Annotated in this window: 16 protein-coding genes and 1 other RNA gene; 6 read left to right on the top strand and 11 right to left on the bottom strand. The window is 67.1% G+C overall.

Annotated elements, in window-relative coordinates; translation table 11 throughout:
- Window positions 1–8: 8 nt before the first annotated feature.
- The 4 genes from L2A60_RS10805 to L2A60_RS10820 form a co-directional block, all read right to left on the bottom strand.
- Window positions 9–587: a 5-formyltetrahydrofolate cyclo-ligase gene (locus L2A60_RS10805; RefSeq protein ID WP_235704390.1), complete on the bottom strand. Its 579-nt coding sequence runs from the start codon at window positions 585–587 to the stop codon at window positions 9–11.
- 10 nt (window positions 588–597) lie between these two features.
- A non-coding RNA gene (gene ssrS / locus L2A60_RS10810) (6S RNA) lies at window positions 598–757 on the bottom strand.
- Window positions 758–766: 9 nt separating this feature from the next.
- On the bottom strand, window positions 767–1,084 hold the full coding sequence (locus L2A60_RS10815) for a cell division protein ZapA (protein ID WP_235704391.1): 318 nt from the start codon (window positions 1,082–1,084) through the stop codon (window positions 767–769).
- A 1-nt stretch (window position 1,085) separates the two neighbouring features.
- Window positions 1,086–1,274 (bottom strand): hypothetical protein, encoded by a 189-nt coding sequence (locus L2A60_RS10820; protein WP_235704392.1) that lies wholly within the window; start codon window positions 1,272–1,274, stop codon window positions 1,086–1,088.
- Between the two features lie 29 nt (window positions 1,275–1,303).
- Here L2A60_RS10820 and L2A60_RS10825 point away from each other — a divergent pair, with 29 nt between their 5' ends.
- Entirely contained in the window at window positions 1,304–1,993 is a 690-nt protein-coding gene (locus L2A60_RS10825) for a DedA family protein (RefSeq protein WP_235704393.1), read from the top strand.
- Window positions 1,990–2,844 carry a Rossmann-fold NAD(P)-binding domain-containing protein gene (locus L2A60_RS10830; RefSeq protein WP_235704394.1) on the top strand — a complete coding sequence of 285 codons (855 nt, stop codon included), beginning with the start codon at window positions 1,990–1,992 and terminating at the stop codon, window positions 2,842–2,844. The genes L2A60_RS10825 and L2A60_RS10830 overlap by 4 nt, the downstream gene beginning before the upstream one ends.
- Here the strand turns inward: L2A60_RS10830 and L2A60_RS10835 are convergent.
- The 7 genes from L2A60_RS10835 to nth form a co-directional block, all read right to left on the bottom strand.
- Window positions 2,799–3,365, bottom strand: coding sequence for a methylated-DNA--[protein]-cysteine S-methyltransferase (locus L2A60_RS10835; protein ID WP_235704395.1), 567 nt, complete (start codon window positions 3,363–3,365; stop codon window positions 2,799–2,801). The genes L2A60_RS10830 and L2A60_RS10835 overlap by 46 nt on opposite strands.
- On the bottom strand, window positions 3,307–4,845 hold the full coding sequence (locus L2A60_RS10840) for an AlkA N-terminal domain-containing protein (RefSeq protein WP_235704396.1): 1,539 nt from the start codon (window positions 4,843–4,845) through the stop codon (window positions 3,307–3,309). Before L2A60_RS10840 ends, L2A60_RS10835 begins: the two co-directional genes overlap by 59 nt.
- Before the next feature lie 61 nt (window positions 4,846–4,906).
- Window positions 4,907–5,833, bottom strand: a complete 927-nt coding sequence (gene ftsY, locus L2A60_RS10845; protein ID WP_235704397.1) for a signal recognition particle-docking protein FtsY — start codon at window positions 5,831–5,833, stop codon at window positions 4,907–4,909.
- Between the two features lies 1 nt (window position 5,834).
- Window positions 5,835–7,073, bottom strand: coding sequence for a tRNA (N(6)-L-threonylcarbamoyladenosine(37)-C(2))-methylthiotransferase MtaB (gene mtaB, locus L2A60_RS10850; protein WP_235704398.1), 1,239 nt, complete (start codon window positions 7,071–7,073; stop codon window positions 5,835–5,837).
- Window positions 7,070–7,906 carry a diaminopimelate epimerase gene (gene dapF, locus L2A60_RS10855; RefSeq protein ID WP_235704399.1) on the bottom strand — a complete coding sequence of 279 codons (837 nt, stop codon included), beginning with the start codon at window positions 7,904–7,906 and terminating at the stop codon, window positions 7,070–7,072. The genes mtaB and dapF overlap by 4 nt, the downstream gene beginning before the upstream one ends.
- 43 nt (window positions 7,907–7,949) lie before the next feature.
- Window positions 7,950–9,422 (bottom strand): APC family permease, encoded by a 1,473-nt coding sequence (locus L2A60_RS10860; RefSeq protein WP_235704400.1) that lies wholly within the window; start codon window positions 9,420–9,422, stop codon window positions 7,950–7,952.
- Window positions 9,419–10,111: an endonuclease III gene (gene nth, locus L2A60_RS10865; protein ID WP_235704401.1), complete on the bottom strand. Its 693-nt coding sequence runs from the start codon at window positions 10,109–10,111 to the stop codon at window positions 9,419–9,421. The genes L2A60_RS10860 and nth overlap by 4 nt, the downstream gene beginning before the upstream one ends.
- Window positions 10,112–10,193: 82 nt before the next feature.
- On the opposite strand from nth, the gene L2A60_RS10870 reads away from it, so the two are divergent.
- From L2A60_RS10870 to L2A60_RS10885, 4 genes are all read left to right on the top strand, one after another.
- Window positions 10,194–10,712: a DUF2244 domain-containing protein gene (locus L2A60_RS10870; protein WP_235704402.1), complete on the top strand. Its 519-nt coding sequence runs from the start codon at window positions 10,194–10,196 to the stop codon at window positions 10,710–10,712.
- A gap of 290 nt (window positions 10,713–11,002) precedes the next feature.
- A complete protein-coding gene (locus tag L2A60_RS10875; RefSeq protein WP_235704403.1) occupies window positions 11,003–11,683 on the top strand; it encodes a class I SAM-dependent methyltransferase in 681 nt (226 codons plus the stop codon).
- A gap of 150 nt (window positions 11,684–11,833) precedes the next feature.
- Window positions 11,834–12,784, top strand: coding sequence for a cytochrome c oxidase subunit II (coxB, locus tag L2A60_RS10880; RefSeq protein ID WP_235704404.1), 951 nt, complete (start codon window positions 11,834–11,836; stop codon window positions 12,782–12,784).
- Between the two features lie 25 nt (window positions 12,785–12,809).
- A partial coding sequence (locus L2A60_RS10885) for a cbb3-type cytochrome c oxidase subunit I (protein ID WP_235704409.1) occupies window positions 12,810–13,568 on the top strand: 759 nt, incomplete at its 3' end.

The following is a 13,568-nucleotide window of genomic DNA, read 5'->3' on the forward strand; positions in this document are numbered from 1 at the left end:
CCGCGCACTTAGCCGAATCGCGGGGATTCGGCCATGGCGCGGATGAGGGCTTGCTCGGTGGCGATGGCGTGGAGCCGGACGTCGTTCGGGCCGGCGGGAACCTCGGGGATTTCCTGCGCGGCATAGGCACAGCCGAGGCGGAAGGCGTGGGGTAGTGCCGCGAGGGTGCGGTCGTAATAGCCGGCGCCGTAGCCGAGGCGATGGCCGGTGCGGTCGAAAGCGAGCAGCGGGACCAGCAGGAAATCCGGCGTCAGCGTCTCGCTGTCCGGGTGGGAGGTGCCGAAGCGGCCGGGAATCAGCCGGTCGCCCGGCTGCCAGCGCCGGAAAATCAGCGGATTGCCGCGCTTGACGGTTTCGGGCAGGCAGAGGCGGTGACCGCGCGCGTGCAGGGCGATGAGCAGGGGGCGGAGGTCGATTTCATCGCCGATCGGCCAGAAGCCGGAGACGATGGCGCCCTGCGGCGGTGGGGATTCGGCGAGGACGATGGCGGCGAGGCGCCCTCCGAGCGCGGGATCGAAGCCGGTGCGCCGCGCCATGGCTTCGGCGCGGGCGGCGGCTTTCGCGGCAGCGAGGACCGGATCAACCATGGATGGAAAGCGCGAAGCCGCCCTGGCCGTTGGCGTTGTCATCCTCCCAGAGCCTGCTTGTGCAGGTGGGCGCCGGAAGTACCGGAACCACGGTTCCGGCAGAGCCAGCTCCCTGGGAGATACTTACTGGCCCCGGGGATGCGCTTGCCTGACGCACCGGGCAGCTTCGCATGTTCAACTTAGTGTTCGGCGAGGTCCGCCGCAATCTCTTCCGCGCGCGCGGCGATGCGGCGCAGCCGTGCGCTGCGCTCGGGCGAGCCGGTGGTTTTACCGGTTCTCGCCGCGGCGAGGTCGCTTTTCATGTCGTGCAATTCGTCGGCGAGCAGGAGGCCGGCGAGCACGAGCAGCCGTGCCTCGCCCGACTGGCCGCCGATCGCCTTGATGCTGGTGATGCGCTTGTCGATCTCGGAGGCCATTTCGGCGAGATGGGCTTCCTGCCCGTCCTCGCAGCTCACCGCGTAGGAATAGCCGTTGATGCGGATCATCACTTGCGCCATTTCAGGTCTGCTCCGGGTGGTCGGCGGCCGCGAGGGCTTCGCGCAGGGTCGCGATGATCCGGTCGAGCGCGGTCGCGAGTTCCTGGCGGTCGAGATTCGGCCGCGACGGCGCCGCCGCATGAGCGGCGATGCGCGTCAGCGCGTTCTCCAGGCGGTCGAGAGTGTCGATTTCGGTTTCGGGCTCGGACATGCGATGACTATCGGAGATTTTGCGCCCGGATGGAAGCCGGGACATGGGAGAAACACTGGTTCGATGTCTCGCCGATGATTCATTTTCTGCACCACGAGCTTTCCGCCTGGATCGCCGTCTATGGCAGCGTACTGGTCGCTCTTCTGGTGATGCTGGAGAGCCTGGGTTTGCCGCTGCCGGGCGAGACCGCGCTGGTATCGGCGGCGATCTATGCCGGGACGACGCACCGGATCGACATCGTCGTGCTGATCGCGAGCGCGGCGGCGGGAGCGACGCTGGGCGGCGTGGCAGGCTACTGGATCGGGCGGCGGGCGGGGTATCCGGTGGTGCGGCGTTACGGGCCGCGCATTGGACTGACCGAGCGGCGGCTGCTCGCGGGACGGTATCTGTTCGCGCATCATGGCGGCAAGATCATCGTGTTCGGCCGGTTTTTCGCGGTGCTGCGCGCGCTGGCGGCGCTCCTGGCCGGGGTGACGATGATGGAGTGGCGGCGGTTCCTGGCGTTTCAGAGTCTCGCCTGCGTGATCTGGGCGGTGGTTTATGGCGGCGCCGCTTATGTGTTCGGAAAGCAGATCGAGCATGTCGCGGGGCCGGTTGGGATCGGCGTGACGGCGGCGGTGGTGCTGGTGCTGGTCGGCGTGATGGTGCTGGCGCACCGGCATGGCGGCCGGCTCGAACGGATCGCGGCGGCGCGGGCGCGGCGGCGCGGGATGCGATGACCGATCGACTGGTGATTGCCGGGCTGGGCTATGCCGGCGCGGCGGTCGCGGTCGCCGCGCGCGAGGCCGGGATGGATGTGGTCGCGACCGCGCGCGATCCGGCGACGCGGCGGGTGCCGGCGGGCGTCGCACTGGTTGCGTTCGATGCGGCGCAGGCGGCGATCGCGGCTGCGACGCATATTCTGGTGACGGCGGCGCCGGGCGAGGGCGGCGATCCGGTGCTGGCGCGGTATCGGGCGGCCATCGGGGCGGCGGAGCGGCTGCGCTGGATCGGCTATTGCTCGACGACCGGCGTGTATGGCGACCGGCAGGGCGGCGCGGTGGATGAGGACAGCGCGGCAGCACCCGGATCGGACCGGACGCGGCGGCGGGTCGCGGCGGAGCGGGACTGGGCGTCGTTCGGGGATCGGTGCGCGGTGGATATCATCCGGCTCGCCGGAATTTATGGGCCGGGACGATCGGCGTTCGACGATCTGCGTGCCGGCGCCGCGCGCCGGATCGACCGACCGGGGCACAAATTCAGCCGGATTCACGTGACGGATATCGCGCTTGGGGTCATGGCGGCGATGGCGGCCGCGACTTCGGGCGTGCGGGTGCTCAATTTCGCCGATGACGTGCCGGCGCCGAGTGCCGAGGTGATCGCCCACGCCGCGTCGCTGCTGGGGATCGCGCCGCCCCCGCTGGTTTCGTTCGAGGCGGCGAAACAGACTATGACGCCGATGGCGCTGTCGTTCTGGAGGGAGAACCGGGTGGTGCTGAACCGGAAAACCAAGACGGCGCTTGGGATATCCTGGCGGTATCCGAGCTATCGGGAGGGGCTGGCGGCGATACTGGCGGGTGCCGGGTCGTGATCAGTGCGGGCACCCGGTTCCGAAGATCGCAGTATCGCGGCTTCGTGACGGAGCAGCCATGACTTGCGATGGAGACCGCCGCCATAGCCGGTGAGGCGGCCATCGGCGCCGATTACCCGATGGCAGGGCACCACGATGGCGACCGGATTGGCGCCGTTGGCGAGACCAACGGCGCGGCGCGCGGCCGGAACGCCGATCCGGGCGGCGATGTCGCCATAGCTGGCGGTGCTGCCCGGCGGGATCGCACGGAGCGCCGACCAGACGCGGTGCTGGAACTCCGTGCCGGCGGTTTGCACCGCGATGGTGTCGAGTGCGGCGAGGTCGCCCGCGAAATAAGATTCTAGTTGATCGCGAGCGCCGCAGTAACCGGATGTTAAGGTATAGCCGCCATAATGACGGTGCAGCAGGCGGTGCATCCGGTCCTGGTAATCCTCGAAATCGAGGGCGCGGAGCGCGGTGCCGTCAGAGACGAGCAGGATTGTCCCGAGCGGGGAGGCGATGCGGTCGAGCAGGAGGTTCATGGCGGGTTTCCGGTGGGGATGCGGCGGCGGATGCCCAGAGATGGAGGGCGGCGTAGGCGCGCCAGGGGCGCCAGGCCTCGGCGCGGGCGAGAAGTTCGGCGGCGGTCGGGCGGCCCGATCGGGTCGCGAGGGCGCGGCGGAGGCCGATATCGGATTCGGGAAACGCATCCGGTTCGCGCAGCGCGCGCATCGCGATGTAATGCGCGGTCCAGGCGCCGATGCCGGGGAGGGTTTGCAGCGTGGCGATCGCGTCGTCGAGCGAGCGGCCCGGCTCGAACAGCGCGGGGTTTCGAAGGGCGGCTTCGGCAAGCGCCGCGAGGGCGGCGGCGCGGGCGCGCGGCATGCGGAGACTTGTCGCGAGATCCACGCCGGCCAGGCGTTCGGGTGGCGGAAAGGCGAAGCGAAGATTGGCGCGGTCGGGGTGATCGGTCGGTGGCGGGAGCGGAGCGCCGAAAGCGGCGACGAGTTTACCGGCGAGTTTGGTTGCGGCGGTGACGGTGATCTGCTGGCCGAGAATCGCGCGCACGGCGAGTTCGAAACCGTCCCAGGCGCCGGGAACCCGCAGGCCGGGATGGGCGGCGACGCGTGGCGCCATCAGCGCGTCTTCCGAGAGATGCGCGCCGATCAGGACAGGATCGGCGCCGAGATCGAAGATGCGGCGGATGCGCTCGACGATGACCGGCAGGGCGGTGATGGCGGGGAAATTTATCGTGGCGGTCAGGGCGTTGGTCTGCGCGGATGGGCTGACCGCGATGGTGCCGGTCGCGCCATCGAGGGTGATGGTGCGCGCGTAGCGATCGGGGCGGACGGATTCGACGCCTGGGATGGCGCGGGCCGCGAGGAAGCCGATCATCGCCGGCCAATCGTAGGGTCGTTTGAACGGCAGGTTGAGGGTGATCGCGGTGCCGATTGCCGAAGCTGTTTTTGCTCTGCGAAAGCTGCCGGGCCCGCGGCCGAACAGGTGCAGAAACGTGTCGTTGAAGCGGCGCACGCTGCCGAAACCGGCGGCAAGGGCGATTTCGGCCATGGGCAAGGACGTTTCGCCGATCAGGCGTTTCGCGAAATTGACACGGCGGGCCGCCGCGATCGCCTTGGGCGAGGCGCCGAGATGCTGACGAAACAGGCGGCGAAGCTGGCGGCCGCCGACGCCGAGGCGCTCGGCCAGGGTTTCGACATCACCTTGGTTCAATGCGCCGCCGGCGATGAGCGCCATGGCGCGCGAGACGGTGTTCCAGGTGCCGTGCCAGGCGCCGAGTTCGGGCGAGGTTTCCGGCCGGCAGCGCAGACACGGGCGGAAACCGGCGGCCTGTGCTGCGGCGGCGCTCGGCATGAAGATGACATTTTCCGGCTTGGGCGGCGTGGCCGGGCAGATCGGGCGGCAATAGATTCCGGTGGTGCGGACCGCGATGAAGAACCGCCCGTCGAAGCGCGCGTCGCGGGTGAGAAGGGCGCGGTAGCAGAGATCGCGATCGAGATGCATGACGGCATCATGGCACGCGGCGCGAAAGCGGTCTCGCCATTTTCGGACATGATGGATAGCGTCAGTCGGTGGTCGCTCCGGTGAGGGCGCGGGCGAACTCAGTGGCGTCGAACGGGCGGAGATCGGCCGCCCCTTCGCCGACGCCGACCGCATGGACCGGCAGCGAAAAGGCTTCGGCGAGGGCGACGACCACCCCGGCGCGGGCGGAGCCGTCGAGCTTGGTGACGATCAGGCCGGTGAGATCGACCATGTCCTTGAAGGTCTTGACCTGGGCGAGGGCGTTCTGGCCGGTGGTGGCGTCGAGCGTCAGCAGAACTGCATGGGGCGCGGTTTCGTCGCGCTTGCGGATGACGCGGATGATTTTGCGAAGTTCCTCCATCAGGGCGGCTTTGTTGTGCAGGCGGCCGGCGGTGTCGATGAGGAGGATGTCGGTTCCGTCGCGTTCCGCGCGGGCAAGGGCGTCGAAGGCGAGGCCGGCGGGATCGGCGGCGGGCGCGCCGGTGACGACTGGAGCGCGCGTGCGTTCGCCCCAGATTTGCAGTTGCTCGACGGCGGCGGCGCGGAACGTATCGCCGGCGACCAGCATCGGTTTCAGGCCGGCTTCCACATACGATTGGGCGAGTTTGCCGATGGTGGTGGTCTTGCCGGTACCATTGACGCCGACCATCAGGATGACGAAGGGTTTCCTGCTCCGGTCGATGGCGAGCGGTTTGGCGACAGGTGTTAGGATTTCGGCGATTTCTTCCGCGAGAGAGGTGCGGATTTCAGGATCGGTGACATCCTTGCCGAAACGGGTGCGGCGGAAGGCCTTGATGACGCGCGCGGCGACGGCGGGGCCGAGATCGGCGGCGATCAGGAGTTCTTCGAGTTCTTCCAGTGCTTCGTCGTCGAGTTTGCGCTTGGTGAACGTGTCGGCGATGCCGGTGGTGAGTTTCTGCGTGCTGCGGGACAGCCCGGCCTTGAGGCGCGAGAAGAATCCAAGAGCCATGTCAGATTTTTGCCCCCGCGATCAGGCCGGATGCGTCGGCGCGGGCGACGCGGCAGGTGACGATTTGCCCTGGCGTGACCGGTTCGGTGAAGCGCACGGGCGAAAAATCCTCGGCATGACCACGGGATTCGGATTCGGCGAGGATGGCGATGGTGGTGTCGATCGCCGCCTGGAACCGTGCGGTGGCGCGGCGTTGACCCGCATCGCGCAAACGCGCCGCACGCGCGCGCCGTTCGGCCATGGGCAGGGCAGGAATGCGCGCGGCGGGGGTTTTGTTGCGCGCGCTGTAGGGAAAGACGTGGAGGAAATCGAGGCCGGCTTCGTCGATCAGGCTCAGCGTGTCTGCGAACATCGTGTCATCTTCGGTGGGAAAACCGGCGATGAGATCGGCGCCGAGCGCGATATCGGGGCGGAGCGCGCGGGCGCGGGCGGCGGCTTCGATGACGTGATGGCGGAGATGGCGGCGCTTCATGCGTTTGAGGATCAGGTCCGAGCCGGCTTGCGCGGAAAGATGCAGATGCGGCATCAGGCGCGGCTCCTCGGCGATCATCCGCCAGAGATCGTCGTCGATTTCGGCGGGATCGATCGAGGACAGGCGCAGGCGCGGCAGTTCGGGCACGGCGGCGAGCAGACGGCGCACCAATTGGCCAAGTTTGGGTGTGCCCGGCAGGTCGGCGCCGTAGGAGGTGAGATCGACGCCGGTGAGCACCACTTCCGCGAAGCCGTTGGCGGCGAGGGCGCGGACCTGATCGGCAACGGCGCCCATCGGGATCGAGCGGGACGGGCCGCGTCCATAAGGGATGATGCAGAAGGTGCAGCGGTGGTCGCAGCCTTGCTGCACCTCGATAAAGGCGCGCGCGCGGGTGCCGAACCCGTCGATCAGGTGGGATGCGGTCTGGCGGACCTGCATGATGTCGGCGACCAGAAGGGGGGAAGCGGATGTCCAGGCGGCTTGGTCGAGTTTTTCGACATTGCCGAGGACACGGGTGACGCCGGGGATCTTGGACCAGGGGGCGGGATCGATCTGCGCGGCGCAGCCGGTGACGATGATGTCGGCGCCGGGATTGGCGCGATGGGCGCGGCGGACCGCCTGACGGGCCTGGCGCTCGGCCTCGGCAGTGACCGCGCAGGTATTGACGATGACGGCGTTGTCGATGCCGGCGGCTTCGGCGTGGCCGCGCATCACCTCGCTCTCGAAGGCGTTGAGCCGGCATCCGAAGGTGAGAATGTCGAGAGTCATGCCGGTAGCAGTTCAGGCGAGAGATGACCTTCGAATACGGTGGCGACCGGGCCTTCCATCAGGACGTGGCCGTCGGTTTCGCGCCAGGTGATGGTGAGGATGCCGCCATCCATCTCGATCTCGGCGCGGCGGGATGCGAGGCCACGGCGATGCGCGTTGACCAGCGCGGCGCAGGCGCCGGAACCGCAGGCGAGGGTGAGACCGGCGCCGCGTTCCCAGACGCGCAGGCGGATACGATCTGGCGCTTCGATTTTCGCGAAGCCGATATTGGCGCGCTCGGGGAAAATCCGCGCGAGTTCCAGGGCGGGGCCGATGGTTGCGAGGGGCAGGTTTTTCAGATCGTCGACGAAGAAGGTGGCATGGGGATTACCCATCGAGCAGGCGGCGGGATTTTCCACCGGCCCCATGGCGAGGCGGAGAAAAAGCGTGTCCATCGGTTCGGAAAGTGGGATTTCATCCCAGTCCAGGCGCGGCTTGCCCATGTCGACCTCGACCACATTCGGACCCTTGATGACGGCGGGAAGCGGTCCGGCATTGGTGCGGATGGTGAGCGAGCGGGTGCCGGTTTCGGCGGCGAGCAGGGCGGCGACGCAGCGCGTCGCGTTGCCGCAGGCACCGGATTCCGAGCCGTTGGCATTCAGGATGCGCATGAAGGCGTCGGCGGTATCGTCGGGCTCGATCAGGATGATCTGGTCGCAGCCGACGCCGATGCGGCGGTCGGCCAGGCGGGTGGCCTGGGCCTGGGTGAGCGCGAGGGCATGGGTGCGGGTATCGAGCACGACGAAGTCGTTGCCCGCGCCGTGCATCTTCACGAAGGAAAGGCCGGTCCGCATGGTGGATCGTATATGGCGTCGGGGTACGATGCGAAAGGGGCGGTCATTCGAGGGGGAGGGTTGCGGTGGCGATGGACAGGGTCGGGTTGGCGAGTTTGGCGCGGAGATAGAGTGCGGCGCCGATGGCGGCCATGACGGCGCCCTGGAATAGGGGCTGCACGTAGATCGGCGCGTGCGGAAGGACGATCACCGAGCGGATCAGAGTGACGGTGACGATGATCGAGAGAATGGCGACCGGGGTGACGAGGGGGTTGGTGCGGAAGGGTTGCGCCCACGAGGTGGCCGCGAAGCGCGGGTTGAGACGCAAATTCAGGGCGGCAACGGCAACGGCGAGCCAGACGAGGAGAATGGTGATCGAGCGGTCCACCACGCCGAAGGCCCAGCCGATATAGGTGGCTTGAAGCAGAAACAGCGAGGCGAGGATGGCGGTGAGGGTGAGGGCGGCGACCGGCGCGCGGCGGCGCGAGGTGTTGACGAAGATGGCGGGGATCAGCCCGTCTTCCGCCCAGGCGAACACCATGCGGGAGGTGACGACCATCTGCGGCGCCAGGGTCTTGCCGACGATCAGGGCGATGACGAGGCCGAGGGCGGCGGCGAGCGCGTGCGGCGCGACGAGGCCGATGATGCCGGGTGCGGTGACCAGCGCGGCATGTTTGCCGTGGATCAGCGCGGCTGCTGCCCACCAGGGCACGGCGTGGAACAGGGCGGCGGCAACCAGGGTGAACAGAACCACCGAGGCGATCCAGGCGAGCACGATGCCGCGCGGCATGGTGGTGCTGGCGTCCCGTGTTTCGCCGGAGAGCGCGGGGGCGGCGGATAATCCGCCATAGGCGAAGATGAACAGGGTGCAGACCGCGAGGAAGGCGTGCGGGCTGAACGGCATCGGGTGGATGGGGGCGGCGATGGCGATGCCGGTGCGGGACACGGCGCCGCCGATGAAATCGGCCGGGGCGGTGGAAAATCCGACGATGCAGACGGCGAGTGCGGCAAGGGCGACGAGGATGAGAAGCAGGGTGACGAAGCGGCCGTAGTCGCGCACGCCGGCGACGTGGACGGAATAGACGATCCAGATCGCGGCGAGGCCGATGAGGACGTGGCCCGGTCTGGTGAGGATGGTATGGCCCGCCGGGATGCCGGCCGAGATCAGGGCGTTACCGAGGAAGGTGCCGAAGGCGAAGGCGATGAAGCCCATCGCGGCGGTGATGCTCGCCCACCAGACGAAATGCAGGATGAAGCCGAGCGGCAGGTTCAGCGCGCGCACGGTCCAGACATAGGAGGAGCCGGCGCGCGGCATGGCCCGCGAGAAGCGGGCATAGAGATCGACCTTGAGAAAGATGACGATGCCGGTGACGAACATGGCGAGCGGCACGAGATCGCCGATGGCGGGATAGACGCCGATGCTCTGGGTGACCACGAAATTGATTCCGGCGCCGTATTCCTGGGTGACGGCGGAGGCGACGATGGCGATGAGGCCGAGGGATTTCGCCAGCCGGTAGTTCTGTGCGGTCTCGGTCATGGTACCTGCCCTTGGGTGATCGGCGGTTGGGTTTTCGGGGTAAAAACGCACCATTCGGCGCCCGGACAGCGCCAGCATTCGGGTTTACGCGCTTTGCAGAGGTAGCGGCCGTGCAGGATCAGCCAGTGATGCGCGGGACGCAGCATGTCCTTGGGGATGCGGGCGATCAAGCCGTCTTCCACCTGCCGGACGGTTTTGCCGGGGGCGATTCCGGTGCGGTTGCCGAGGCGGAAGATGTGGGTATCGACCGCCATGGTCGGATGACCGAAGATTTCGTTGAGCACCACATTGGCGGTTTTGCGGCCGACGCCGGGCAGGGCTTCGAGAGCGTCACGGTCGGGCGGCACGTCGCCGCCGTGGCGCTGGATCAGGAGATGGGACAGGGCGGCGAGGTTTTTCGCCTTGGCCTGCCAAAGGCCGATGGAGCGGATGTGCCGGGCGATGCCGTCGGCGCCGAGTTTGGCCATCGAATCCGGGTCGGAGGCTTCGGCGAACAGCGATGGTGTGGCTTTGTTGACCGCGGCGTCGGTGGCCTGGGCGGAGAGAACGACCGCGACCAGGAGGGTGAAGGGGGTCGAATAGACCAGTTCGGTACGCGGGGTGGGGTTGCCGGCGCTGATCGCGCGAAGGAAGGGCGCGATATCCGCGCGTTTCATCCGTTTCGGCTGTTTCGTTCCGGCACCGCTCATTCCGTGGTTGTGCGGACCGGCGGGGCTATTGGCAAGGGATGTTTTCCCTTGCGGAGCGGCGATCGGGAGCAAAAATAGGATCATGGCCGAGACGATCGAGCACGCCATCGCCGCGCCGCCGATTTTCCAGGCGGTGCTGACGCCGTATCGGAGCATGGGCCGGCGCGGCATGTTCGTCGTGTTCGGGCTGATGGCGGCGGGATCGCTGCTGGTGACCAGCCTGATGTATGTGCTCGGCGCGTTTCCGGTGATCGGGTTCAACGGCGCCGATCTGATCCTGGCGATCACGCTCTACGCGATGAATATGCGGGCGGCGCGGGCCTCCGAGGTGATTCTGCTGACCAATGATGGATTGACGATCACCCGGACGACGCCGCGCGGGCGGCGCAGCGTGGTGACGATGGCGCCGGCGTGGCTGCGGGTGCAGATCGAGGAGAATGCCGGAAGCAACCCGATCGTCACCATCGTGAACCGGGATGCGCGGCATATCGTGGGGGCCGATCTGGGCGAGGCGGAGCGGCGCGATCTGGCCGAGGCGCTGCGCGGGGCCTTCGCGCGGCTGCACTCGCCGCGGTTTGATAATGTGCAGACGCGAGAATAGATTTCGTACTTCCCGTTCCGTGATGCCGGAGCGCTGGATTGCTCGTGTGATGGGGTTGCCCTGATTTGATCGAAGGGATCGTATTGTGGGGCGCGGCCGAAGCAATGACGGTCGTGGGACCGGGATTTTGTCCGGGAGTGCGCAGCGTTCTGCCGGCGATTTGTGGGTTACCTCTTGCGTCCGGCGGCATCGTCCCCCACAACGGCTGAGTGCCCACGCGCTCGTGAGGGCATATCTGCCATAACGGATACGGCCATCGGGCAGGCCGGCCTCGGGGGACCGACGCGTTCATGAGCGAGACCTACAAGACGGCTCAGGCCGAAACCCGGACATCGCATGGCAGCCTCGACGCCGATGCGGTGCGTGCGGCCTATCGCCGCTGGGCCGGCATCTACGATGCGGCGTTCGGCGCGATCTCGGCACCCGCGCGGCGTGCCGCAGTGGCGGCGGTCAATGCGGCGCCGGGCGATGCGGTGCTGGAGGTGGGCGTCGGCACCGGGCTCGCGCTGCCGCTGTATCAGCGCGCGAAGCGGATTACCGGCATCGATCTTTCCGCCGAAATGCTCGACCGCGCCCATGCGCGGGTGCGCAGGCAGGGGTTGTCCCATGTCGAGCAACTGCTCGAACTCGATGCCGAGGATACCGGGTTCGAGGATGGCCGATTCGACATCGCGGTGGCGATGTTCGTCGCCTCGGTGGTGCCGCATCCGCGCGCGCTGGCGCGGGAACTCAGGCGCGTGGTGCGGCCGGGCGGCACCATTCTGTTCGTCAATCATTTCGCCATGGAGTCCGGGCCGGTGGCCTGGATCGAACGGGCGATGGCGCCGGCGTCGCGCGCGCTGGGCTGGCACCCGGATTTCACCATCGACCGGCTGCTGCCGCCCGAGGAGGCGCAGGGTCTGGCGGTCGAGAAAATGCGCCCGCTCGGCCTGTTCCGCCTGGTTTCCCTGGTGAACCACCGGGCGGACTGACCGGCCCGGCCAGTCGCGCATTCGCGCCTTGATCGGGCGGCGAGCCTGTTATATCGGTGCTTTGGAATACGCGTGTCCCCCGTGTAATGATCCGGCCGCGCGGACCCTGACCACGATCACACGGAAAACGACACGGAAGCGGCGATATTGATGAAGCGATCTCATGGGTTTTTGATTTTCGGCCTTGGTGCGGCGGCGCTCGTCGCGGCGGCGCATCCGGCACTCGCCGCCGAATTTCCGAAGAACAGCGCCGGGTTTCCGATCCATGCGCCGCGCCCGTGGGAGTGGTGGTTCCAGCCGGCGGCGAGCCCGATCCAGAAGGCCATCGACTGGATGATGCAGTTCGTGCTGTGGATCATGTTCGGCGTGGTCGCGCTGGTTGGCGTGCTGCTCGGCATCGTGATGGTGCGGTTCCACGCCTCCCGGCACCCGGTGCCGACCACCACCACGCACAATACGGTGATCGAGGTGCTGTGGACGGTGGTGCCCGCGCTGCTGCTGATCGTGATTTTCGTGCCCTCGCTCAACATGATCTATCAGCAATCCAACTATAAGCACCGCTACATGACGGTGCGGGTGATCGGCCATCAATGGTTCTGGGAATACGACTATCTCGGCGCCAAGGGAGTCGATTTCACCTCCTACGCGATTCCGCCGAACCAGTTGAAGCCGGGCGAGATCCGCCAGCTTTCCGCCGACCATCCGCTGGTGCTGCCGGCCGGCAAGAAAGTGGTGTTCCAGATCACCAGCAAAGATGTGCTGCACAGTTTCTTCATCCCCTCGCTCGGCGTGCAGCGCTATGCGATTCCCGGCCAGATCTGGCACCAGTGGACTCAAATCGACGCACCGGGGGTTTATTATGGCGAATGCAACCAGATTTGCGGCATGAACCACGACGACATGCCGATCGAGGTCGTCGCGCTGCCGATGAAGCAGTTCCAGGCCTGGCTCGCCGAGGCCAAGAAGGACGCGGCGCAAGGCAACGTGCCGAAGGTGCATAAATATGAAGTGCTGGCGGAGCAGGCGGCAAAGGCGAAGGCCGCCGCGCTGCCGGGGGTGACGCTCGCGAGCGCTGCCGCGCCGCCGGCCGTTACCCATTAATCATCGTGCCCAGGAGAATATGACCATGTCCACCGCCGCCTCGCACGATCACGCCCACGCCGCCCATGCGCATGACGCCCATTATCCGGGGTTCGTCCGCCGCTGGCTGATGAGCACGAACCACAAGGATATCGGCACGCTCTACATCACCTGGGCGATCATCGCCGGGATCGAAGGCGGGGTGCTGTCGGAAATCATGCGGATGCAGTTGATGCATCCGAACAACACGCTGATCACCTCGGGCCAGACCTGGAACGCGATCGTCACCGCGCACGGGCTGCTGATGATCTTCTTCATGGTGATGCCGGCGCTGATCGGCGGGTTCGGCAACTGGTTCGTGCCCATGATGATCGGCGCGCCGGACATGGCGTTCCCGCGGCTCAACAACATGAGCTTCTGGTTCCTGTTCATGGGCTTCATTTTCGTCAATCTCGGCCTGATGGTGGGCGCGGGTTCGGGGATCGGCTGGACGCTGTATCCGCCGCTGTCCGACATCACCTACCAGCCTGGGCCGGCGGTCGATTTCACCCTGTTCTCGCTGCATCTGGCCGGGATTTCCTCGCTGCTTGGCGCGATCAACTTCATCGCGACCATCCTGAACATGCGCGCCCCCGGCATGACGATGCACAAGATGCCGCTGTTCGTGTGGGCGATCCTGGTTACCGCGTTCCTGCTGCTGCTGGCGATTCCGGTGCTCGCGGGCGCGATCACCATGCTGATCATGGACCGCAATTTCGGCACCTCGTTCTTCGAGCCGGGCGGCGGCGGCGATCCGGTGCTGTTC

Source organism: Acidiphilium iwatense (genome assembly GCF_021556475.1).
Classification (GTDB): Bacteria; Pseudomonadota; Alphaproteobacteria; order Acetobacterales; family Acetobacteraceae; genus Acidiphilium; species Acidiphilium iwatense.